Raw genomic sequence first — 21,596 nt, 5'->3', positions numbered from 1 at the left:
TTAGAACGGTGCTAGCGAAAAGCCGGTCGGCGCGCGAGCTTCGGCCGGGTCGTCTGCCGGATCTGGATCTTCGCGATAGGCCGCCGCCTGACGTTCGGCAGCGCGTTTGATTGCCTCAAATGCCACTTCGGGCGGCCAACCGGCGACGATGGCATGATCGACGATCTCACGCACTGCGCCGTCAACCGCGTGCTCGCATTCCAGCGTGACATCAGGATCGGTTGTCGGCTGTTGCGGCGAAGGAATTCTGACATTCATGGCGACCTCCTGTTGGGCTCCAAAAAGACGCCCCGCTTCGGTAGCGGGGCGACGAGCCAACATCGTATGGCGGCGAAATGCCGAGAACGGCGCATTCGTTCCATGACAGGCACGCACGAGCCGTGCGGTGGCGAACCCTTAGCGAACGACCGCGACGTCCGCTTCTCGCGCCGCCGCGAGGAACGCCAACCGCGCTCTGGACGGCGAGCATTTGCCCTCGAGTGCCTTGGCGCAAAATGCGAGTGCCCGCTGAAACGCGCGGCCGTAGGTCACCGGCCATCTTTCCGCCAGCACGAACATCGCGTTCCGTGGATCTTTGATCTCGATTGCCCGGGGCATACCGGGAAGGAGGATCGCGAGTGCGTTGTCCCAAGCCACAGAAAGCATTTCATAATTCCCCGTCTAACCGGGCCGATAAATGCCACTCGGGCGAGTGGTTCCCTTCAGATCGAGGAAATTTGTGCAGCCTGCGCAGGCAACCTACTTCCCCATCTTTGTCGGGACGTCCTCCTCTGGGACCGGCGTGATATCGGGGGCTTCCTCCGGGACAACATCCGGCCCGGGCTCTTCAATCGGGCGCTCGGGAAGATCCGGTAGCGAATCCGGCGTCTCTCCCGGCGGGATGTCCTGAGGTCTTTTCGGGTCTTTTGGATCGTCGGTCATGTTTTGCTCCTTTCACGTCGACCAACCGTGAAAATCCCGGGAATGTTCCGCGCACCGAGCACAGGGTACGTCAAAGTTTAAAGCGTCAACAGGTCATGGATGTAGGATGGCTCATCCGGGGGTGGGCTGTCGTCGGAGTGTGTGTGTTTGCTTCAGCCAACGGCAGCCAAAAAGGCGAAAGGCCCGGCGGATGCTCGGGCCTTTCGTCTCTCGCCGCGCCTCGAGGCAAATAGGCCCAGGCTCCAGTGAAAAGCGGTCGATCCAGTTCAAGGGCAGAGTTTCGAGCGCCAGCGGCCCTGTTGGTCTTGGACCAATCGCCAGCGCCGGGCTTCGACATCCGCTCCCCTGGCGGTACGATAGGATGGGATATCGAGAACAATGGCATCGCCGTCCGGATGCCAGTCTCCGAGCATCGCGACGCCGTCACTAAATTCCACCACGCAGTTTCCTTCGGTTGCTTCGGCATCCTCGATCCGGACTTCACCGCTCGGAAATGCATGGCTGTGAGGAAAGGAGAAGCGCATCAGCCGATCTGCTCCACCGAGAGGGATCCGGCCGGAAGGGGCTTGATCAGTGGTTTGGCAGACACCGAAGGGTCGAGCCAATCGGCCCAGCTGTCGCGCTCGAGGATGACGATCTGGCGGTCATGATAGGGTGCGATGTCCGGCCCCGGTTCCATCGTCAGCATCGTGTAAGCCTCGCCGATGTCCTCTGTTTCACGCCATATGCCGGCAATGGCAAATATGGGCTCGCCGACCTTGCGGAACAGCCACTTGTCCTTGCGCTTCTTTTTTGGGTCAGCCGGGGCCGTGAACTCATAAAAACCGTCGGCGACGATGAGGCAGCGGTTGGATGTGAACTCTCGGCCTTCAGAGCGAAAATTATAAACCGGCTTTCTGGTCGGGCTTGGCCAGCTCCACCGCCGCTGGACCAGTTCGCCGGCGCCGCGCTCGCCCTCGACGGTTCGGACAATCGGTCCTGTATCAGTGATCTTGATGTCCTCGCGCGCCTCGATATTGGGACGCCCTTCGGGAAACCGGATTTTGATCTTCAAGTGCGCGAATTCCTCGATGACCGAGGCCAGATCGACCATCAGGCGATAATCGTTGCACATGGCTCCTCCGATTGGCGGGCTTCGTTGCGATGCAGTGGCAATGTAAGGCGGCCCGGCCGAATGTCGACCGACGGCGCCGGAAGTCGACCGACCTAGATCTGTAATTCGAGCTGACCCGCCTCGCTCACCTCGTCATCGATGAAGGACGACAGCGTAATGCCGAGCAGGCGAACACCTTTTGCGGTCGGGAACAAGGGGTCGAGCAGCAATTGCGCAAGGGCCTCAAGTTCGTCCATCGTGGCGATCGGCGCCGTTGTTGTCTTGCTGCGCGTGATGATCTGAAAGTCGGCATATTTGACCTTCAGCGTTACCGTGCGCCCATGGAGCCTCTTCGCCTCGCATTGACGCCAGACCTTATTGGCGATTGGGGTGATTTCGGCACGGGCCGCCGCGTGATCGAAGATGTCGATCGAAAAGGTGTCTTCCGCGCCGAGCGATTTGCGCGGTCGATCCGGCTGGACTGCCCGATTATCGATGCCGCGGGAGATGTTATAGTACCAGGCGCCAGACTTGCCGAAATTTTGCTGCAGGAAGGCCAGCGATTTCGCCTTAAGGTCTGCGCCGGTCAGGATGCCGAGCTGTTCCATTTTCGATGCGGTGGACGGCCCAACACCATGAAATTTCTTGACCGCCAGCGCCTCGACGAAAGCAGGTCCGTATTTCGGCGTGATGACGGCTTGACCGTTCGGCTTGTTCAAATCCGACGCCATCTTGGCTAAGAACTTGCAATAGGAGATGCCTGCCGACGCGCTGAGGCCGGTGACCTCCTTGATGCGCGCGCGGATGATCGTCGCGATGTCGGTTGCGATCGGGATGCCCTGCTTGTTTTCCGTCACATCGAGATAGGCTTCGTCCAGGGAAAGCGGCTCGATCAGGTCCGTGTGCTCGGCAAATATCTCCCGGATCTGCGCGGAGACGGCGCGATAGGTTTCGAAGCGCGGCGGCACGAAGATGAGGTCCGGGCAGCGCCGTTTGGCGGTGACGGACGGAAGGGCGGAACGAACGCCGAAAGCGCGTGCTTCGTAACTCGCCGCGGCGACAACGCCGCGCGCCGCGGAGCCGCCGACGGCGACGGGCTTGCCGCGCAGCTCCGGATTGTCGCGTTGTTCGACGGAGGCGTAAAAGGCATCCATGTCGATATGGATGATGCGCCGGACCCGCCGCTCGCCGTCCGCACCCACCGCCATCGTCTCGGTTGCGTCCTGTCTATCCATCGCCTTTGGCCGCGTGCGCTCGCATCCTGCCCGCGTGTGTCACGTCCACATCGAGCGCATTCGCGCGCCGACATCGATCCGGACGTTTCGCGTGCTCCGTTCAGCGGCCGATGCGCCGACCTTCGGCCAACTCGCCACCTCGAAATACTGCAACAGGGTCGCGGGAATGAAACGGGTTTTTTGCGCGCAGACGTAGCGATCCCCCTGCGAATTCTGACCGTAGGTGTAGAAGCGCTGCGGCGTGATGAGGGCCAGACTGTCGCGCGCCCGCGTCATGCCGACATAAAGCAGCCGCCGTTCCTCTTCGAGCTCGTCCGTTGTGCCCGTGCCGAGATCGGACGGGATGCAACCGTCGATGACGTTGAGCATGAACACGGAGCGCCACTCCTGACCCTTGGCCGAATGAATGGTTGAGAGGATCAGATAGTCCTCGTCGAGCAGCGGCACGCCAGCCTGGTCGCTGGTCGCGTCGGGTGGATCGAGCGTCAACTCCGTCAGAAAACGTTCCCGGCTCAGATAACCGCTGGCGATCTGTTCGAGCTGAAGGAGGTCACCCTTACGCGTGTCGGCATCCTCGTGAATGCGGTCGAGATGCGGCTCGTACCACATCCGAACCGTGCCGATCTCCGCCGGCCAGCCGGCCTCGGCTTTGCGCAGGGCGGTGACCAGCGTGACGAAGGCGGGCCAGTCGTCGCCGCTCTTGGGCGGCGGCGGGATTTCGGCAAGCGACTGGAGCGGCTCGGGATCGGCCGCGATCGTGTCGAGGATTTTGCTGGCCGTCTGCGGCCCTATGCCCGGAAGAAGCTGGAGCAGACGAAAACCGGCAACGCGGTCGCGCGGGTTCTGGGTAAAGCGCAGGACGGCGAGCAGGTCCTTGACATGCGCGGCATCGAGGAACTTCAAGCCGCCGTACTTCACGAAGGGCAGGTTGCGGCGGGTCAGCTCGATTTCCAGCGCGCTGGAGTGGTTCGAGCTGCGAAACAGCACGGCCTGCTGTTTGAGGGCGACGCCGACCTCGCGGGCGGCCAGAACCTGCTCCACGATATAGGCAGCCTGGTCGACCTCATCTTTTACCGTCACCAGCATCGGCCGCTGCTCGGAGGTGCGATCGGTCCAAAGGTTTTTGGTATAGCGCTCGCGCGCAAGGCCGATGACGCCGTTGGCGGCCGCCAGGATCGGCTGCGTCGACCGATAATTGCGGTCGAGCGTGATCACGTCGGCCGGCCGCGGTGAGAATTCCTGCGGGAAATCGAGGATGTTGCGGATGGTGGCCGCGCGGAACGAATAGATCGATTGAGCATCGTCGCCGACGACGGTCAGGCCGCGGCCGCCCGGCTTCAGCGACATCAGGATGGCCGCCTGCAAGCGGTTGGTGTCCTGATACTCGTCGACCAAGACATAGTCGAACCGGCCTCCCACATCGTCCGCCAGATCCGGGTCCGAGACCATCTGCGCCCAGTAGAGGAGGAGGTCGTCGTAATCCAGGACGTTCTGGGCCTGTTTGGCCTCGACATAGGCTGCGAACAGCGCCTTCAACTCCTGTTCCCATTCTTGCGCCCAGGGATAGGCGGTCTTCAGAACCTCACCGATCGATGTCTCAGCGTTCACCACCCGGGAATAGATCGCGATGCAGGTAGCCTTCGTGGGAAACCGGCTTTGCTTTGAGGAAAAACCAAGCTCATGGCGAACGAGATTCATGAGGTCCGCGCTGTCTTCGCGGTCATGGATCGTGAAATCGACACCAAGCCCGATCTGCTCGGCATACATGCGAAGCAGCCGTGCGCCGATGCCATGGAACGTCCCCGCCCAGGCGAGCGCATCCGTCATGATCGCGGCATTGTCGCCGAGCACCTGCCGGCAGATCCTTTGCACCCGCCGCGTCATCTCGGTTGCCGCGCGGCGGGAAAACGTCATCAGCAGAATGCGGCGCGGATCGGCGCCATTGACGATCAGATGCGCAACGCGGTGCGCCAGCGTGTTGGTCTTGCCACTCCCGGCGCCTGCGATGATCAGCAGCGGACCGCCGGTCTGTCCGTCGGGCAGGCCGACGCCATGTTCCACCGCCTCGCGCTGGCGTTCGTTGAGTTTTTCGAGATGAGCCGCCGCCATTTGTCCCCAGCACGCATAAGAAAATTTTCCTGACCCTCCATCGACCAGATATCCCCTTGATGCAGCTAACGGATTCGTTTCAACGGCTTAGCGGCAGCGGGGCGTCCGGGGCGGAGGCCCGATTGACTCGTTTCGCCAATCGGAACAAATAATGAACATATCAGCTTGAAGACCCTCTGAAAACCCTGAAGGAGCAACAATTCTGCCGTGGCCAACCATGCCCTCAATCCTGTCCTTGCGGAACTGCGGGAGCGCATCGGCCGCCTCGAAGGCGGCGCGCAGCGCGCAAGGCAGACGCTTCCGTTCGGCGTTCCGGACATCGACCGGGCACTGCCTGGAGGAGGGCTGGCCTTCGGGGCGCTGCACGAGGTTGCCGGCGGAGGAGGCGGCACTGTCGACGGTGCGGCTGCGGCGCTGTTTTCCGCAGGCGTCGCCGCGCGGACGAAGGGAAGGGTGCTGTGGTGCATGACGCGCCCGGACCTGTTTTTCCCGGCGATCTCGCAGGCAGGGCTGCATCCCGATCGCGTCGTCTTCTGCGAAAGCGACCGGGAGGAGGAGGTGTTGTCGGCCTTCGAGGAGGGGCTGTCTTTCGCTGGCTTGTCCTGTGTGGTCGGCGAACTGGTCCGCCTGTCGATGACCGCGTCCCGCCGGCTGCAGCTCGCGGCCGAGAAGACCGGCAACATGGGCATCGTCCTGCGCCGATGGCGGCGACACAACGAGGCGTCGGATTATGGGCAGCCAACGGCTTCGACGACGCGGTGGCGCATCAGCACCCTGCCGTCGGAGCGATTGCCAGTGGCCGGCGTCGGGAGGGCGCGCTGGCTGGCGGAGATAATGCGTGTGAAGGCGGGCGAATGCGCCGAATTTGAAATTGGAGCCCCCGATGACAAGGGTCGTATCTGTCTACTTCCCGTATCTGGCGACCGAACGGATCAGACGGCACTCTGGCGAAGCCTTGCCGGCTGACAAGCCGCTCGTCGTGATCGCGCGGCGCGGATCGAAGCGCTGGATCTCCGCGGCCGATCCGACGGCCGCAAAACTCGGCCTGCGCGTCGGCATGCCGGCGAGCAAGGCGCAGGCCATGGTTGCCGATCTCCTGATGATCGACGCCGCGCCCGTCGAGGATGCGGCCGCGCTCGAGCGGCTGGCGCTCTGGGCGCTCCGCCAATATAGCCCGGTGGTCGCCGTCGACGGCGCCGACGGTCTGGTGATCGATACCGAGGGCGCGGACCATCTTCAGGGCGGCGAGGATCTTCTCATCTCTGGGCTGGTCAATCGGCTGCGCGGCCACGGCCTGACGGCACGGGCAGCCGTCTCGGACACATGGGGCGCCTCGCACGCCATCGCGCGGCTTATCTCGGCGGAGACGACGGTGGTTCCGGTCGGGCATGTGCCGAAAGCCGTGGTCGACCTGCCCATCCTCGCCTTGCGGCTTCCGGCCGAGACGATCCAAGGACTTCGTGTTCTCGGTATCGATACGGTGGGCCAGCTCTCCGCCATGCCGCGCGCGCCACTGACCCTTCGCTTCGGACTGGAACCCGCCCGCCGGCTCGACCAGTTGTTCGGGCGGGTGGCGGAGCCAATAGAGCCGATCCGCACGCCCGAGCTGGTGGAGGTTTCGAAGAATTTCGCCGAGCCGATCGGCGCGCCGGAAACCATCGCCAAATATGTCCGGCGGCTGGTCGGGCAGCTGTCCGCCAAGCTTGCCGAAAACGGTCTTGGCGCACGGCGCTGCGACCTCGTCATCCACCGCGTCGACAACACGCGCCAGCATCTTCGCGTCGGTCTTGCCAAGCCGGTGCGCGATCCGGCGCGCCTATCCAAGCTGCTGTGCGATCGCATCGAGAAAATCGATCCCGGTTTCGGCATCGAAAAGCTTGTGCTCGTCGCGGTTTTCGCCGAGCCGCTGGAGGAGCGGCAGGTGGTCTCCTCGCTGGTCGAGGAGGAGATCGCGGATATCACGCCGCTCGTCGACATTCTCGGCAATCGCGGTCATCGGTTGTTCCGGGTCGCCCCGGTCGCGTCTGACGTTCCGGAACGCTCCGTTCGGCGAATACCGGCGACCGCACCCGATATCGGCCAGACATGGGCCAACAAGTGGCCACGGCCGTCGCGGTTGCTAGCGAACCCCGAACGCATCGATGTCATGGCGCTCCTGCCGGACCAGCCGCCGGCGGTCTTCACCTGGCGCGGAAAGCGCCGCAAGGTCGTCCGCGCAGACGGCCCGGAGCGCATTTTCGGGGAATGGTGGATGCGGCCGCGCGAATTCCAGGCTGTCAGGGACTATTTCGTGGTCGAGGATGAGCTTGGCGAGCGTTACTGGGTCTATCGCGCCGGCGACGGTATCGATCCGGAGACCGGTTCACATCTGTGGTTCCTGCACGGGGTGTTCGGCTGATGCGCTATGCCGAGCTGCAGGTCACGACGCATTTCTCGTTTCTGCGCGGGGCATCCAGCGCGGACGAGCTGTTCGCGACCGCGGCCGCGCTCGGTATCGATGCCCTCGGCGTCGTCGACCGCAACAGTCTCGCCGGCATTGTGCGTGCCTGGGAGGCGTCCAAGGCGACCGGCGTGCGCCTCGTCGTCGGGTGTCGGCTCGATCTCACCGACGGCATGTCGATCCTCGTCTATCCCACGGACCGTCCGGCCTATTCGCGGCTGACGCGCCTGTTGTCGCTCGGCAAGGCGCGCGGCGGCAAGGGCAACTGCCTGATCGATTTCGCCGACCTTTCCGAGCACGCCGCCGGCATGATCGGCGTGCTGGTCCCGGATGAAGCCGATGAGGCATGCGCCATGCAGCTTCGCAAGATGGCTGAACTGTTCGGTGATCGCGCCTATGTCAGCCTGTGCCTGCGGCGCCGGCCGAACGATCGTCTGCGCCTGCACGGTATTGCGAGCATGGCGGCGCGCTTCAAGGTTCGCACCGTTGTCACCAACGACGTGCTGTTTCATGAGCCTGGCCGCCGACAGCTCCAGGACGTGGTGAGCTGCATCCGGACACGAACGACCATCGATGATGTCGGGTTTGATCGGGAGCGTCACGCCGACAGATACCTGAGAGCGCCGGAGGAGATGCATCGGCTCTTTGCTGAATATCCCGAAGCGCTCGCCCGCGGCCGGGAGATCGTCGAACGCTGCAGCTTCGACCTTTCCGAGCTGCAATACCAATACCCGGAAGAGGCCATCGTTCCCGGTCTCGACCCGCAACAATCGCTGGTCAAGTTCACCTGGGAAGGGGCCGCGGGCCGATATCCGGAAGGCGTGCCGGACAAGGTCAGAAAATCCCTGCAGGACGAGCTCGAACTGATCCGGACGATGAACTACGCGCCGTATTTTCTGACCGTTTTTTCCATCGTGCGTTTCGCGCGGTCACAAGGCATCCTCTGTCAGGGGAGGGGATCGGCGGCCAACTCGGCGGTTTGCTATTGCCTCGGCGTCACCTCCATCGACCCGGAGACCAACGATCTCCTTTTTGAACGCTTCATCAGCCAAGAGCGCGACGAACCGCCGGATATCGACGTGGATTTCGAGCATGAGCGGCGTGAGGAGGTCATCCAGTGGATCTATGAGACCTACGGCCGGAGTCGGTCCGCCCTCTGTGCCACCGTCACCCGCTACCGCGCCAAGGGCGCGCTGCGCGACGTCGGTAAAGCATTGGGTCTGCCGGAGGACATGATCGGCCAATTGTCGTCGGGGATCTGGGGCTGGTCGGAAGGGGTTTCCGAACGTCAGCTGACGGAAAATAACCTCAACGCTGCCGATTATCGCCTGAAACTGACCCTCGAGCTCGCGCAGCAGCTCATGGGCGCGCCCCGCCACCTCGGTCAGCATCCCGGCGGTTTCGTCCTGACGCAGGACAGGCTCGATGACCTTGTGCCGATCGAGCCGGCCCGCATGGATAACCGCCAGGTGATCGAATGGGACAAGGACGACATCGAGGCGCTGAAGTTCATGAAGGTGGACGTACTGGCGCTCGGCATGTTGACCTGCATGGCCAAGGCTTTTGCCCTGATGCGGGACCACAAGGGTGAGGAGCGCGACCTCGCTTCGATCCCGGCCGAAGATCACCCGACCTACGCGATGATCCGCAAGGCCGATACGCTCGGCACCTTTCAAATCGAAAGTCGGGCGCAGATGTCGATGTTGCCGCGCCTAAAACCGCGGACGTTCTACGATCTCGTCATCCAGGTAGCGATCGTGCGGCCAGGCCCAATCCAGGGCGATATGGTGCATCCCTACCTTCGACGCCGCGAGGGAAAGGAGCCGATCGACTATCCGACGCCTGAACTGGAGGCCGTGCTGTCGAAGACCCTCGGCGTGCCGCTGTTTCAAGAGTCGGCGATGCGGGTCGCGATGGTCTGCGCCGGCTTTTCCGGCGGGGAGGCGGACCAATTGAGAAAATCGATGGCCACGTTCAAATTCTCCGGCGGCGTTTCGAGATTCAAGGACAAACTCGTCGCCGGTATGGTGAAGAACGGCTACACGGCGGAATTTGCCGAACACACGTTCTCTCAGCTGGAAGGGTTTGGGTCCTATGGCTTTCCGGAAAGCCATGCCGCCAGCTTCGCGTTGATTGCCTATGCCTCGGCCTGGATGAAATGCCATCATCCGGATGTCTTTTGCGCGGCCCTGCTGAACTCCCAACCCATGGGCTTCTACGCGCCGGCGCAGATCGTGCGCGATGCCCGCGAACATGGGGTCGAGGTGCGGCCGGTTTGCATCAATCTAAGCCGCTGGGACTGTACGCTTGAGGACGCTGGCGACGGCAGCCTGAAAGCTGTCCGCCTCGGCATGCGCATGGTCAAAGGCCTGGCGACGGCGGACGCGGCCAGGATCGTGGCCGCGCGCGCCGATGAGCCCTTCGCTTCCGTCGATGATGTGTGGCGTCGCTCCAGCGCACCGACGGCAGCGCTTGTCCAGCTTGCCGAGGCGGACGCGTTCCTCGCCTCGCTGCAACTTCAGCGACGCCACGCCCTCTGGGCAATCAAGGCGCTGCGCGACGAGCCGCTCGCGCTTTGGACCGCGGCTGCGGAGCGGGAGGCGCGGCAGATTGCCGAAGCGCAGGAACCGGAGGTTGCTCTGCCGTCCATGCGGACGGGGCATGAAGTTGTCGAGGACTACTCCCATGTAGGCCTTACCCTCCGCGAGCATCCCGTCGCCTTTCTGCGCGAGGACCTTCGCCGGAAGCGCCTCGTCACCTGCGCCGAGGCCAATGCGGCGGCGGACGGACGCTGGTTGATGACGGGTGGCCTTGTTCTCGTTCGGCAGCGGCCGGGCTCGGCCAAAGGCGTCATGTTCATGACGCTGGAAGATGAAGCCGGCGTCGTCAACGCCGTCATATGGCCAAAGGTCTTCGACCGGCAGCGCCGGCTTGTCCTGTCGGCGTCGATGGTGGCCATCAACGGCAAGATCCAGCGGGAGGGAGACGTCGTGCACCTGGTCGCGCAGCGGCTGTTCGACCTGTCAGAGGACCTCGGCCAGCTGGGCGAGCGCGGCGAGGCTTTTCCGCTGCCTCATGGGCGCGGCGACGAATTTGCGCATGGGAATGGGGCGCCGGACTCACGGGAGCGGCGAGCGGCAACCGCGCCGGCGCGCGATATCTTCATTGCGGATTTGTTGATCGACCGGCTGAAGGTGAAAAGCCGGAATTTTCATTAAGCCGATCACATCCCGAAAAGCACCCAAGGCGGAATACCCAGCATCACCAGTCCGGCAAGGACAAGCGCGCCGGCTGCGACCAGCGACTGATCATTCTCACGCTTCAACCTGAGTTTCATAACGGCCTCCCAGCATCGCTGGACGCTGAATTCGTTGCGCCGCGGATTGTTCCGGACGTGTCGTGGTTAGCAGCGGACGCCGCGCACGACGCAAGGCAAGTCGAAGCTGCCGGACCAAATACCAGCTTTCGCATCCATAGCCTCAAGCTGCTCGTCGGCGTATCGACCCTTGCTGTATTTCGGCCACTCGATGGCGTAGCCGTTGGCGACGAGCCAGCGGTTGACGTCCACACCGTCCGCCTGACATCTCGGCCAAGCTCTGACTCTGGCAACCCATTAATACCAAGCCAAGCGTGACCGCCAACAAACCCGTTTCATTTCCACATCTCAGATCACTCTCGCCGCACGATATCCGAGTGCCAGATGTCGAGTGGCGCTTTACCGATAGGAGAGGTTATGCCCATGAACCGCGGGAACGCATCAGTGTGCATCCAGCGTTTTCGGCGCGTCACCATACGATTTTCAGGTGCAGACGGCGATAATCGAATAATCCTGAGTTCCCTCCCAGACCAAGTCCCAAGATGCGCCTGGCCGAACGGACTGAACCGCTCCAGGTTCGAAGCAAACCAGACAGCTGCCGCCCGGTGCGCGGACGGAAGGGTAGATCAGGCCTCGGCTCCCATCGCGCCGCAGCCGCGCGGCAAGCTCCTGCCCCTCGAGATATCCCAGTTGCGGATCGGGATTTAGCGCCGCGTGTCCGGGCTCGTCTGTCATGTCGTCGAACTCCCCAATGAAATCGGCGAGCAATTCGACATAGCGAGCACTGTCGTAAAACGATCCCGTAAATCCGAGCTCGCGCGTTCGGTGCCATGCGACCTCCGCGACCGACACCATGGCTTCCCAGGCGCAATACCAAGCCCCACGCTCTTCGGAATTGAAGCGATTGCCGCCGGTCCTGGTATAGGTGAAGGCCGCATTAACATGCGTGTCACCATAAATTCTGAGGTCGTGGGTACGCCGCCGCCAGGCAAGTTCCCGCGGATCGAGATGTGGATTGCGCCCGCGTTCGGCGAGCAGACGGGCACTGGTCATGCCTTCGATCTCGGCGAGGACGTCCAATTCTTCGTCGCTATCGACCAGTCCGCGAAGCGCCGGCGGCTTGTGATAGGTCGCGGGCAACAACCGGACCAGACCGCGGACCGACAATTCGGTCTTTCTCATGCGCCGCCCCGCAGCGCGTCCAGATAGGTCCGGATCGCCAGGATTTGCGGAAGACCACCGTCGATAGCAGTGTCGACCGGGCGCGCGCCGGCAAAGAGCGGGCCGGCATTTTGCCGGGTGAACCAGCTTCGGGCGAGCTGCTCCGAAAAGTAAAGTTCGAGCGACTTGTAGATGCCGATCACTGCGCTCAATCGCAGCAACTGGTCTTTTGTCAGTTCGCCGGCAAAACCAGGCTTGCGTGCGCGTTTCCAAGTGCTCTCCGACATGTCGGCGAGGGCTGCGGCGTCACGCAGACTAAGCGACCAAGCATCGGCTATCCTTGAATAGGCCTTCAGCGCAACGGCATTGAGTTCCGTGGTTGTGTGCTGCTTGACGACGAGCTGCATCATGGTCTCCTATCGTTCTAAAGATAGTCCATATGACCTAAATGTAAAGGCCATATGAACGACTCCGAATTTGGTCCGCTGTAACGAATTATCTGCCGGAGCGCTGAGGTCATAGCCGGAAATGATGTGCCGGCTCATGACACGCTCCGAGGGTCACTCGTCGGTAAAAACCGCTGCGATGTCTTTCCGTATTTTCCGGGCCTCACGCTTATTCTTCGTCGTTTCTTCGAGCAGTGACAGGGCTGCCTCTAATATTCGTTCCGCATCACCCCTTCGGATGGCACTTCGTTCCATAGCTCCTCTGAAATCCGTCGCACCGACTTTCGAAGGAGGGTCGTCAACTCTTCGCTCCCCCTTCGCAAACCCGGCATGTCGCTTGCGAGCGGGGCCAAGTGTTACGTTGGCTGTCTGCGAGGCCGCGCGTCTCTCCGCGAACGCGCCGCCAGGCACGATTGCCGCTGGCACAGCTTGATCGCAGATTGACCGCTCCGTGATCGCGACATTGTTGATCATTGTCCTCGGCGGGCACGTAAACCTACAAGGATCCTCTACTTTGCGAACTCGACGCCAAGCCCGGCTCGCAAGGTGCCGATCGGCATAGTAGAGATTTCGGACCCCAAAGATCGGTTGCTGATTCCTGATCTTGATGATGCATCGGGTCTCGTTCATCGTCCCAAGCTCATCCGGACGCATCAGGGGCCGCATCGCCGATTTGTGAGACATTGTCGCGCCCTTCCGGTCAAAGAGGGTCGCGCCCGTCGACACGGCCTTGTCAATCGTCACGTCCTTTCGCTCGCCAAGCAATTGCGAAACATAGCGCTGGTCCTCCGGATCCTGGGCACCGAGAAAGATCTGAACGCGGGCGGAGTTGACGAGCGTCTGCCGGCCCTCGCGAGTATAGACGTTGTCTACCGCCCGAAGCGACTGCACGAAGAACCAGCAGGGCACGCCGTAGCCGCCAAGAACGCTTGCGGCGGTGAGGGCGTTTTCCAGCTTGCCGAGGTTCTGAAATTCATCAAGCAGAACCAGCACCCGTCGATCGCCCTGTCGCATCATGGTGCGCGACATGTAATCCATAAACTGGACCATCAGCACGTTGAAGATCGGGCCGATCGAGCCGATTTGCTGGATGCGGAAATCCAGGTACAAGGTCATGTTTTCCCTTCGCATCGTGCGAATGTCGAAGGTCGATCGCGCCGTTGCGCGCAGGATCCGATTGTTCTTGAAGGGGCGCACCGCCGCCGCGAGCGAGCCGTAGACGCCATCGAACTGCTTGCTGGCCATGACCGCGAAGCGGGCGAGGGTGGTATAGGTGAATGAGCTGACCCATCTTGGGCGCAGCGCAGGGTCGGTGGCCTCCTCCAACCAGGACCGCAGCGGCCTATCAGCGCCCTCGGTGATGAGGAGAACCGTTCTAAGGTTCTTGTCGTCGTCGGGAATGTCAGGGTTTTCCAGAACCCAGGATATGACGCCCGCGAGCAGCGCCCGCGCATCGGACACCCAGTAGGTATCCCCCTTCGGCGTGGGCAGAAGCGCAGACGCGATTGCGTTGATGTCGATGTCGCGCTGGTCTGAATCGATGGCGACGAAGTCGAGCGGATTATAGCATTCCGTCTCGCCCTTTTCGTCCGCCGGCGAGAACCGCAGAACGCGGGAGAACTTCGACCGATAGCCGGCCGTCGCCTCATAGGTTTCCCCGCGCATGTCGAGCACGACGATGCTGTCCGGCCAGAGCAGGCAGTTGGGGATGATCAACGCGGCGCCCTTGCCTGATCGGGGAGGGCCGATGACGAAGCCGCCGACGTCGTCGCCATCGACCCATAGCTTTTTTCCGCCGAGCAGCAGAGGCCTGGTGCGCCGCCGCCGCGCGGAACCACGTTCGGTGAATCGGCCCGGGACCTTGATCAGGCTGCCGCCGATCCGCCCGACGAAAACCCCGCCGGCCCGCGTCAGGCCCAGGGCTTGAGCCTCGAAGGGTTTAAGGAACCGCGCATCCGTCGACTTCCTCTTTCCGGCTAAAGCGGCAACGAGCACCGACGCGCCGATGATCAGGCCGGCCGCTGCCGCGATGGTAGGCCGATGCCATTTTCCAGCGGCGAGATCGAGTTGTGCGGCCCGATAAGATGCAAGCATGTCCTCCTGCAACGCCTGAAGCATCGCGGTCGAGCTGTCCAAGGCATAGGCGAGGCCGGCGTAGACTAGAGAGGCCGCAAACGCGGAGATGGCTGCGGCGAGAACCAGTCCTAACAGGAGGATTGCCGGGTTCAAAGCCTGTCTGCCTTCGTAAAAACGATCTCTGAAACGACCCGGCGTCCGTCCGGGAGGCGCGCAAGCTGCACGACCACGGGGATGACCTCCTTCAGATAGTCGATGATGTCCCGCTTCTCCAGCGCAATGCCGCTCTGCATGACCATGAGCGCCAGGCGTTCATACGCCGCGCGTGCCGAATTGGCGTGGACCGTGGTCAGGGAGCCGGGATGGCCGGTGTTGATTGCCTGAAGGAAGGAGAACGCTTCGGTGCCGCGAAGCTCGCCCAGCATCACCCGGTCCGGGCGCATGCGCAGGGAGGCTTCCAGCAGTTCCTGCGCCGTCACCTTGGCGCGGCCCTGGCCACCTCTCGAGGCAAGCAGCGCCACCGAGTTCGGGGTGGTTGGCTTCAATTCGCGGGTGTCCTCGATGGTCACGATGCGCTCGCCTTCCGGCACGTCCTTCAGCAGAGCATTGAGAAAGGTGGTCTTGCCCGTCGACGTGCCGCCGGACACGACGATCGAAACGCGCGAGCGCAACGCTGTGCGGAGAAATTCCATGGCGTCGGCGCCGGCCTGCATCATGGCGGCGAGCTCTTCTTCGACAGCCGAGAGTGCGAGGCGCCGCCCGATCCGCGTGTGCTCGAAGGCGCCGCGCTCCCTATAGACCTCCAGTCCGATGTCGTGGATGACCTGCTTGCGGATGGAGATCGCACCGCCTTCGGGCGCTGCCGGAGGCAGGATGCATTGAAAGCGCTCTCCTGTCGGCAGAGACGCCGACAGGATGGGATGTTCATCGTTGACGACCTGGTCCGTGGAGCCGGCCACGCGTTCGCTCAAGGTCCGTATCCACTCGGCGGTAATCCGGCCGTCGACGATCCGCTCCATTTCGCTCACGCCAAGCCGCTCGACGAAGAGTTCGCCAGGGCGGTTGATGGAAATCTCCGAAACCCGCTCATCCGAGAGGTAGGGCCGCAGCCGCTCCAGCGCTTTGGCGAGAAACGGGAACGGGCTCATTTGTCGACCGGTGCAATCGGATAATAGGGGGTCGGATCGACGCTGCGCCGGATCGCTCCGCCACGTCGTAGCCGCGTCATCTCTTCTCGCACTGGATCGGCATAGAAATCCGAGAAATCCAGATCGCGCCGCAGATAGACGATGACGGCCTCGCCCTGGGCGACATGGATGGTCGGCGGGATCTTGGCGCTGTCCTTGAAGGCCTCATTGGCGACCTCCTGGAGAACGCCAGACGATTTTTCCGCTGCAATCGAACGCGCCTCGCTCGCGGTGCGGCTCGGTTCGGTCGTGACCGTCGTGACCGCGCCGGTGATCGGATCAACTGTGGAGACGGTTCGAGCAGCCTCCGTCGCCGTCTCGCCCAGCGCGGAGACGAACTCCGCGGCGCCGCCGATCACCGAGAGCATGATCGCGGAGCCGAAACGCTCCCAGAAATGCGTGTCGATCTTTCCGGTAAGCCCCGCGCGGCCAAGACGGTCTGCGCCTGGCGAGGCGATCTCGACAGAAAGGCCGTCGGACCGGATGACCCGCGACCAGACGACAAAGATGCGCTTCTGGCCCCGCGCCATCCCGGACTTGTATTCCCCGATCAGGCGGGATCCCTTGGGAACTAGAATGCGTGTGCCATCGAGCGAGCGAACGTCCTCGCGCACGACGGCGCGGACCATGCCGGGAAGGTCGGTGTTGATGGCGGTTTCCAGAAACCCTCGGATCATCGTGCCCTGGCCCACAAGCGCGTCCGTTCGATCGAAACGCGTCGCCTTGACGATGCCGGCCGCCTGCTTTTCCGATTGCGCCAGGAACGCTTTGTTCGCATCGCTTTCAGCGCCGGGGACCGCGACAAGCTGACCATCTTCGGCGATCGCCATTGATTGCTCCCCGCCGGCCAGGCTTTCGCGGCTGTTGCCGTCGACGATGATCTGCTCCGAGCGAAGTCGTTCCCACCGTGCCTTTTCCTCTTCCTCGCGACGCTTTGCCTCCAGTTCGGCGAGCCGCGCCTCTTCTTCGGCGCGACGCCGCTCTTCCTCTGCTCGCCGGCGCGCCTCCTCGAGCTGGCGCAGCTTTTCCAGATCGTCGCCCTGGTTGACGGTGTCGGCGTCGACCTTCTTCTCCTCTTTCATCGGGATCTGCACCAGGTTCGGGTCGGCCGCCTGCTTCACCGGCTCCTCGGGGAAATTGTGGATGCTGGCATTCGAGGTTTCGAAGGTCTCCGGGCCATCGCTCAGAGCCGACGTCTGTGGCGCGCTCGGCCAGTTCACATAGGCCAGCACGCCCGCGCCGACGGCAAGGAGGAGAGGAAGGGCGAGCTTGCCGAGACGCCCCTCGCGTTCGCTTGCGACGCTGCTCTGTCCGTCGAGGTGATCGAAGTCGATCCTGTTCATCTCTGGCGCTCCTGCTTCCCGCCGAGGCGCTTCGGCCCATAGGCGTCCTCGATGAGATCGAAGGCCTGACGGTTCGCCTGACGGTTATAGAGGCAAAGCCACCTGTCGCCGGCGCGCAGCGTGAACTGTGCGGCGACCTTGTCGATGACGACGTACCTGCCTTGCGTGCGCAGGTTCACGAGGGATTCCTGGCGCTTGCCGTCGACCACGAAGATGGCCGGGATCTCGTTCGGGAACTCCAGATACATCTGCGTGCCGTCGTCGAAGGCGACGCGCGGCTTCAGACTGGAATCGCCGCGGAAGACGTAGTCGTAGTTCAGGCGGCTCGGATCTATATCCTTGAGGAGCGGATCTCTGACGCTCTCCTGCGCGGCGGCAAGCAGCCGGGCGTTGACGTCCTCATCGGGATACTTGAAGCGGACCTGGAACGCCGCGCGCAGATCCTCGGCGGCCGAGCCTTTCAACAGCAGCGCGTAGACGCGCTGATTGGTGACGATGTTGACGTTCGTCTCGGCGTTTTCCCGCAACGGCTTCACGAAAAGAATGCCGGAACCCTTCTTTGGAACGATTGACCAACTGGCAGTATCGCCGGCTGAGATCGTTTCGATCGTCTCGGAGCTGCTCAACTGGATCATCGTCGATACGCCGAGACCCGCCGGCACGGTCACGACAGCGTTGTTGTTGAAGGTGATGTAGCGGATACGAGGATCGGCGGCCTCGGACACACTGGCGAGGGCAAACACGGCGAGCGCCGCAAGGGACGGGAGCGACTTGTGCATCAGCGCGCCGCCTTGTCCGCCGGCAGGACCTCGGGCAGCGTTTCCTGGTCGCGCCGGTACTCGACCACCTGGAAGCCAAGCGGATTGTCGAAACGATATTCGTTTTTCAGGGGCGCTGTCGTGTAGCGGAAGCGAACCACCGAGACCCAATGCTCTCGCTGCAGGGTGTTCTCACGCCGTGTCTCGGTCGAAAAGCGGACGGTCGCCGTGGACGAATTGAGGAATGAGACCGACTTGACGGTGACGGCGATGCGGGCGTTGCGTCCGAGTACCTTGTCCTTGGACCGTGGGTTCGAAGGGTCGAAGTCTTGGCGGAGATCGGAGGCGGCCTGGCCGGTTGAGTAGAGCTGGGCAAGATCGTAATTGTCCTTCAGCGCCCGGGGATCATAGGTCTCTCGCGCCCGGATATAGCGGACAATGTTTGCGGTCTTGATCGCGTCGTTTTCCGAGAGTTTGCTTTCGTCAAGGGAGCGAGCGACCTCGACGAAACCCGTCGTCTTGTCGGCAATGACGACCACAGCTTCGAACTGCTTCAGGGGCACGAGGAGATTGAGGGCGCTGAGGCTGAGCATCGTGGAGACCCCGGCAATCGCCGCGACGGTCCAGGCGATGTTCCGCGAGCGGCGTTCCTTCCGGTAGAGCTCGATCTCCCACGAGGCACCTGCTTTCCAGTAGGCGGTGAGATCATGTGGGGGCGTCTCATGTGTCTGGCCGGTCAATTCTGCACTGCTCATCTTCGTGTCCGAGAACCCGCCGGTGAGGGGCGGAGTTAATTATAGTTTATGAGGCGGCTCGTGCGACGGCTTCCACCATCTTGATCCGGTGCGTTGCCGAGCCGATTATCAATTGAATGAGGGCCGTCCGCCCGCTGGCGCGCAGCCGCTACGGTTTTAGCTGCACCAGCGCATCAGCGTCTTTTCCGAGGCCGTGTTCGAGAAGAAGAAGGAGCGCTCGGTCTCTATTTCGATCCGGACCGTATCGCGGTCACCGTCCGTTTTATCGGCGCCAGCTTCGATCCACAGGACATCGAGAACGTAGGAGGCGCCGTCCTGTTTGACGGACAGCACCTTTCCGGAGGTCTTGTTTGCGCCGATCCCATTGTCTTCGATATAGATGAACGCCGCAGCGGCCGCTTCGCAGCCGGCTTCGGCCGGTGCATAGGCGCCGGTGACCAAAGGCAGGATCGAGCTGGGCGATTGCGCCCATGCCCAGGTGGGTAGCAGCGCTAGGACGGCGGCGATTGCCGAAGCAGACTTCATCATCATGAACCTCCTGTTTAAGAGCCGAGCAGTGCTGCAAGGCTATGCGCGTACCCGGCCAGCGTCTTGTAGAGATCGACGCAATACTCGGCGAGGGGCTTGAAGAAGAGCACGACGAGGAGAAACACGAGGCAACCGAAACCGCCACCTTTCTTGGCCGCGAGGCGATCGCGCTCTGCAGCCTCTTTGTTGATCTGAGCCTGCTGGTGCAGAGCTGCATGATAGCGACGTGGATCGTCCCAAGGGTGCATGTAAACTCCTTCGCAAAAGCCAGATGTGATAAGTCCCACGTGCCTCTACCTCGCTCAAAGATGGCCGTTCTTCTCAGTTTCCCGCTGGAGAGCGCGCGCCCGGGCCTTCACAACATCAAGAGACGTCCGACGACGAGCGAAGCCGGTCTTCATGATCCGTGCACGAGCCGAAAACTGGTTGGCGGAGCGGATAATTGTCTCCCTGCCTCCGCGAAATGACGCGGTTCCGTCGCCCGGCGCAGCGCTACCCGTGATTGCCGCCGCGAAAGCCGGAATGAACCGGAACACCACGATCCCCAGAAGGCAGACGATGACGAAGGGCGCGACATAGGAGAGCTTGCTTTCCGTCGCGGTGTTGTTGGCGGTGTTGATGGCGAGCTCGATCAACTGGTAGAGGAAGGCGAGGAACGCCATCATCAGCGTCTGCGTCACCATCAGGTTGACCATCAGCAGCAGCCAGCCGTCCGTGAAGCGGAAGGTCCAGCGATAAAGCGCCAGGATGATGAACACTGGGGCCAGTGCCAGCGTGATGAACAGCATCAGCTTGGCGGCGAGGATCGCGGCCGCCGCCACCGCAATGAAGATCATCGCAACAACGAACACGACCGCGCCGATCAGCGCGCCGACATATTCGAAGGTGCCGGTCGCAACCTGTTCGTAGACCTTGCCCGCGGTTTCAAAGACGGCGTCGAGGATCTTCACGACGCCGGTCGTGTCGTCCGTTCCGCCGTTTAGGACACCGCCGGAGCCGGCGATCGATGCGATGATCGTGTCGGAGATCACATTCGGCACGGACTGGACCAGTTTGTAGAGCGTGGCCGAAAACGCCGCCCAGTTGGTCGCCATATAGTAGATGAAGAAGGCGCGGCCGAGCCGCCAGGCTGCTTCCGGCACGGAAAATCCGGCGCGGCCTGTGAGGATCATATAGCCCCACCAGATCACGTAGAGGGTGAGCATCGACCCGAACAGGACGTTCACCTGCAGTGCGAGCCCGTCATAGGCGTTCTTGATGAACGTCTCGCCGATAGCATCGAGCTTGGAGAAGATGTCGGAGATGATCGTCGTTGCCGCCATGCGCTAACCCTTCAGAACAGGCGTGAAGACGGCGTTGACCGGCATTGCTGGCCCGCACAGGTCCTCAGTTTCTGCGTAGCCTGATATCGGCGGGCAGGGGGCCTTCTTCTCTCCCTTCGCCTGGCAGGCGGAGAGCATTGTGAGGCCGAACAGCATGATGGCAATGACAGGTCGCATGCGGCCTCACTTGAATGGATTGACGTCTTTGTATTGCAACATCTTGGCGGTCTCCGACTGCTGGGTCAGCCGCATCTGCATCTCGGTATTCAGCGCCGAGACCGCGCCATTCGAGACGCCGACAAGCTCGTTGATGGTGCGCGCCGTCTCCAGCTGCATCCGGGTGTTGGCATCGACGGAGCCTTTGACGTCCTCTGCCGAACCGATCTGGCCGGTTGCCGATTGCAGCGATTGCTCTCGCTGCGACACCCCCTTCGAGGCCTGCTGGGTCAGCGCGGAGAGCAGGGCGACGGTGTTGACCGCGCCGGAGAACGCATTGTTCATCGCCCCGGCATCCTCTCCCTCGACGATCGCCTTGACCTGTTTGACGAGTTGAAGGCCGTTGATCAGCGTCGCGGCAATGTTCTGGGCATCGGCGCTTAGGCCACCGAAGGAGAGCGTTCCGCCGTTCATGATCGATGAGAAGGACGGTGCGGCGGAGATCGACATGTTGCCGCCGAGGCCCGCTGAGGAAATGCCCATGGAACCATCTCGGTTGCCGGAAAGCGCGTCGAGGATCTCTTTCGTCTTTGCCAGAATGTCGGCGTTCGTCTTCATGATCTCACCGGTGTTCTGGGCATTCTTCCTGGCAACGGCGAGGTTCGTTTTGTCGATCACCGGAATGTCGGCAAGCGCAGGCGATGCGAAGGCGAGGGCGGTGAAGATCGTGAGAAGTCTGTTCATGATGCC

At 62.3% G+C, this 21,596-nt stretch carries 22 protein-coding genes; 3 read left to right on the top strand and 19 right to left on the bottom strand.

Going from position 1 to position 21,596, the window contains the following annotated elements; all coding sequences use genetic code 11:
* The 7 genes from Q9316_RS24670 to Q9316_RS24640 form a co-directional block, all read right to left on the bottom strand.
* Positions 1–258 carry a hypothetical protein gene (locus tag Q9316_RS24670; protein ID WP_306035925.1) on the bottom strand — a complete coding sequence of 86 codons (258 nt, stop codon included), beginning with the start codon at positions 256–258 and terminating at the stop codon, positions 1–3.
* 138 nt (positions 259–396) lie between these two features.
* On the bottom strand, positions 397–645 hold the full coding sequence (locus Q9316_RS24665; RefSeq protein WP_306035924.1) for a DUF982 domain-containing protein: 249 nt from the start codon (positions 643–645) through the stop codon (positions 397–399).
* A gap of 93 nt (positions 646–738) precedes the next feature.
* Positions 739–921 (bottom strand): hypothetical protein, encoded by a 183-nt coding sequence (locus tag Q9316_RS24660; RefSeq protein ID WP_306035923.1) that lies wholly within the window; start codon positions 919–921, stop codon positions 739–741.
* A 266-nt stretch (positions 922–1,187) separates the two neighbouring features.
* Positions 1,188–1,445, bottom strand: a complete 258-nt coding sequence (locus Q9316_RS24655) for a hypothetical protein (protein WP_306035922.1) — start codon at positions 1,443–1,445, stop codon at positions 1,188–1,190.
* Positions 1,445–2,035 (bottom strand): SOS response-associated peptidase, encoded by a 591-nt coding sequence (locus Q9316_RS24650; RefSeq protein WP_306035921.1) that lies wholly within the window; start codon positions 2,033–2,035, stop codon positions 1,445–1,447. Before Q9316_RS24650 ends, Q9316_RS24655 begins: the two co-directional genes overlap by 1 nt.
* Before the next feature lie 92 nt (positions 2,036–2,127).
* On the bottom strand, positions 2,128–3,168 hold the full coding sequence (gene dinB / locus Q9316_RS24645) for a DNA polymerase IV (protein WP_306036362.1): 1,041 nt from the start codon (positions 3,166–3,168) through the stop codon (positions 2,128–2,130).
* 120 nt (positions 3,169–3,288) lie between these two features.
* Positions 3,289–5,358, bottom strand: coding sequence for an ATP-dependent helicase (locus Q9316_RS24640; RefSeq protein ID WP_306035920.1), 2,070 nt, complete (start codon positions 5,356–5,358; stop codon positions 3,289–3,291).
* Between the two features lie 207 nt (positions 5,359–5,565).
* Here Q9316_RS24640 and Q9316_RS24635 point away from each other — a divergent pair, with 207 nt between their 5' ends.
* The 3 genes from Q9316_RS24635 to Q9316_RS24625 are packed head-to-tail and all read left to right on the top strand — an operon-like array spanning position 5,566 to position 11,016.
* Positions 5,566–6,324: an ImuA family protein gene (locus Q9316_RS24635; protein ID WP_306035919.1), complete on the top strand. Its 759-nt coding sequence runs from the start codon at positions 5,566–5,568 to the stop codon at positions 6,322–6,324.
* Positions 6,242–7,756 carry a Y-family DNA polymerase gene (locus tag Q9316_RS24630; RefSeq protein WP_306035918.1) on the top strand — a complete coding sequence of 505 codons (1,515 nt, stop codon included), beginning with the start codon at positions 6,242–6,244 and terminating at the stop codon, positions 7,754–7,756. Before Q9316_RS24635 ends, Q9316_RS24630 begins: the two co-directional genes overlap by 83 nt.
* On the top strand, positions 7,756–11,016 hold the full coding sequence (locus Q9316_RS24625; RefSeq protein WP_306035917.1) for an error-prone DNA polymerase: 3,261 nt from the start codon (positions 7,756–7,758) through the stop codon (positions 11,014–11,016). The genes Q9316_RS24630 and Q9316_RS24625 overlap by 1 nt, the downstream gene beginning before the upstream one ends.
* 185 nt (positions 11,017–11,201) lie before the next feature.
* Here the strand turns inward: Q9316_RS24625 and Q9316_RS24620 are convergent, their stop codons facing one another.
* The 12 genes from Q9316_RS24620 to Q9316_RS24565 form a co-directional block, all read right to left on the bottom strand.
* Positions 11,202–11,366 (bottom strand): thermonuclease family protein, encoded by a 165-nt coding sequence (locus tag Q9316_RS24620; protein ID WP_306035916.1) that lies wholly within the window; start codon positions 11,364–11,366, stop codon positions 11,202–11,204.
* Between the two features lie 231 nt (positions 11,367–11,597).
* The gene (locus tag Q9316_RS24615; RefSeq protein ID WP_306035915.1) at positions 11,598–12,296 is read right to left on the bottom strand and encodes an RES family NAD+ phosphorylase; all 699 of its coding nucleotides are present in this window, start codon (positions 12,294–12,296) and stop codon (positions 11,598–11,600) included.
* Positions 12,293–12,682: an antitoxin Xre-like helix-turn-helix domain-containing protein gene (locus Q9316_RS24610; RefSeq protein ID WP_306036361.1), complete on the bottom strand. Its 390-nt coding sequence runs from the start codon at positions 12,680–12,682 to the stop codon at positions 12,293–12,295. The genes Q9316_RS24615 and Q9316_RS24610 overlap by 4 nt, the downstream gene beginning before the upstream one ends.
* A 153-nt stretch (positions 12,683–12,835) precedes the next feature.
* Positions 12,836–14,950, bottom strand: a complete 2,115-nt coding sequence (locus Q9316_RS24605; protein WP_306035914.1) for a type IV secretory system conjugative DNA transfer family protein — start codon at positions 14,948–14,950, stop codon at positions 12,836–12,838.
* Positions 14,947–15,945: a P-type DNA transfer ATPase VirB11 gene (gene virB11 / locus Q9316_RS24600; protein ID WP_306035913.1), complete on the bottom strand. Its 999-nt coding sequence runs from the start codon at positions 15,943–15,945 to the stop codon at positions 14,947–14,949. The genes Q9316_RS24605 and virB11 overlap by 4 nt, the downstream gene beginning before the upstream one ends.
* Positions 15,942–17,327, bottom strand: a complete 1,386-nt coding sequence (gene virB10, locus Q9316_RS24595; RefSeq protein ID WP_306035912.1) for a type IV secretion system protein VirB10 — start codon at positions 17,325–17,327, stop codon at positions 15,942–15,944. Before virB10 ends, virB11 begins: the two co-directional genes overlap by 4 nt.
* The gene (locus tag Q9316_RS24590) at positions 17,324–18,106 is read right to left on the bottom strand and encodes a TrbG/VirB9 family P-type conjugative transfer protein (RefSeq protein ID WP_306035911.1); all 783 of its coding nucleotides are present in this window, start codon (positions 18,104–18,106) and stop codon (positions 17,324–17,326) included. Before Q9316_RS24590 ends, virB10 begins: the two co-directional genes overlap by 4 nt.
* Positions 18,106–18,840, bottom strand: a complete 735-nt coding sequence (locus tag Q9316_RS24585) for a virB8 family protein (RefSeq protein WP_306035910.1) — start codon at positions 18,838–18,840, stop codon at positions 18,106–18,108. The genes Q9316_RS24590 and Q9316_RS24585 overlap by 1 nt, the downstream gene beginning before the upstream one ends.
* A 156-nt stretch (positions 18,841–18,996) precedes the next feature.
* Positions 18,997–19,371 carry a hypothetical protein gene (locus Q9316_RS24580; RefSeq protein ID WP_306035909.1) on the bottom strand — a complete coding sequence of 125 codons (375 nt, stop codon included), beginning with the start codon at positions 19,369–19,371 and terminating at the stop codon, positions 18,997–18,999.
* A gap of 11 nt (positions 19,372–19,382) precedes the next feature.
* Positions 19,383–19,616: a hypothetical protein gene (locus tag Q9316_RS24575; RefSeq protein WP_306035908.1), complete on the bottom strand. Its 234-nt coding sequence runs from the start codon at positions 19,614–19,616 to the stop codon at positions 19,383–19,385.
* Between the two features lie 54 nt (positions 19,617–19,670).
* Positions 19,671–20,690, bottom strand: a complete 1,020-nt coding sequence (locus Q9316_RS24570) for a type IV secretion system protein (RefSeq protein WP_306035907.1) — start codon at positions 20,688–20,690, stop codon at positions 19,671–19,673.
* A gap of 183 nt (positions 20,691–20,873) precedes the next feature.
* Positions 20,874–21,590 (bottom strand): type IV secretion system protein, encoded by a 717-nt coding sequence (locus tag Q9316_RS24565; protein WP_306035906.1) that lies wholly within the window; start codon positions 21,588–21,590, stop codon positions 20,874–20,876.
* Between the last annotated feature and the right edge of the window lie 6 nt (positions 21,591–21,596).

Source organism: Shinella zoogloeoides, assembly GCF_030733845.1.
GTDB lineage: Bacteria > Pseudomonadota > Alphaproteobacteria > Rhizobiales > Rhizobiaceae > Shinella > Shinella zoogloeoides_C.
The sequence above is the reverse complement of the archived record's forward strand: the minus strand, read 5'-3'. Positions and strand labels throughout refer to the sequence as shown.

Coding starts and splice junctions, on each gene's coding strand:
- Q9316_RS24670 (WP_306035925.1), bottom strand. CDS start 258: ATGAATGTCAGAATTCCTTCGCCGCAACAGCCGACAACCGATCCTGAT.
- Q9316_RS24665 (WP_306035924.1), bottom strand. CDS start 645: ATGCTTTCTGTGGCTTGGGACAACGCACTCGCGATCCTCCTTCCCGGT.
- Q9316_RS24660 (WP_306035923.1), bottom strand. CDS start 921: ATGACCGACGATCCAAAAGACCCGAAAAGACCTCAGGACATCCCGCCG.
- Q9316_RS24655 (WP_306035922.1), bottom strand. CDS start 1,445: ATGCGCTTCTCCTTTCCTCACAGCCATGCATTTCCGAGCGGTGAAGTC.
- Q9316_RS24650 (WP_306035921.1), bottom strand. CDS start 2,035: ATGTGCAACGATTATCGCCTGATGGTCGATCTGGCCTCGGTCATCGAG.
- dinB (WP_306036362.1), bottom strand. CDS start 3,168: ATGGATGCCTTTTACGCCTCCGTCGAACAACGCGACAATCCGGAGCTG.
- Q9316_RS24640 (WP_306035920.1), bottom strand. CDS start 5,358: ATGGCGGCGGCTCATCTCGAAAAACTCAACGAACGCCAGCGCGAGGCG.
- Q9316_RS24630 (WP_306035918.1), top strand. CDS start 6,242: ATGACAAGGGTCGTATCTGTCTACTTCCCGTATCTGGCGACCGAACGG.
- Q9316_RS24625 (WP_306035917.1), top strand. CDS start 7,756: ATGCGCTATGCCGAGCTGCAGGTCACGACGCATTTCTCGTTTCTGCGC.
- Q9316_RS24615 (WP_306035915.1), bottom strand. CDS start 12,296: ATGAGAAAGACCGAATTGTCGGTCCGCGGTCTGGTCCGGTTGTTGCCC.
- Q9316_RS24610 (WP_306036361.1), bottom strand. CDS start 12,682: ATGCAGCTCGTCGTCAAGCAGCACACAACCACGGAACTCAATGCCGTT.
- virB11 (WP_306035913.1), bottom strand. CDS start 15,945: ATGAGCCCGTTCCCGTTTCTCGCCAAAGCGCTGGAGCGGCTGCGGCCC.
- virB10 (WP_306035912.1), bottom strand. CDS start 17,327: ATGAACAGGATCGACTTCGATCACCTCGACGGACAGAGCAGCGTCGCA.
- Q9316_RS24590 (WP_306035911.1), bottom strand. CDS start 18,106: ATGCACAAGTCGCTCCCGTCCCTTGCGGCGCTCGCCGTGTTTGCCCTC.
- Q9316_RS24585 (WP_306035910.1), bottom strand. CDS start 18,840: ATGAGCAGTGCAGAATTGACCGGCCAGACACATGAGACGCCCCCACAT.
- Q9316_RS24580 (WP_306035909.1), bottom strand. CDS start 19,371: ATGATGATGAAGTCTGCTTCGGCAATCGCCGCCGTCCTAGCGCTGCTA.
- Q9316_RS24575 (WP_306035908.1), bottom strand. CDS start 19,616: ATGCACCCTTGGGACGATCCACGTCGCTATCATGCAGCTCTGCACCAG.
- Q9316_RS24570 (WP_306035907.1), bottom strand. CDS start 20,690: ATGGCGGCAACGACGATCATCTCCGACATCTTCTCCAAGCTCGATGCT.
- Q9316_RS24565 (WP_306035906.1), bottom strand. CDS start 21,590: ATGAACAGACTTCTCACGATCTTCACCGCCCTCGCCTTCGCATCGCCT.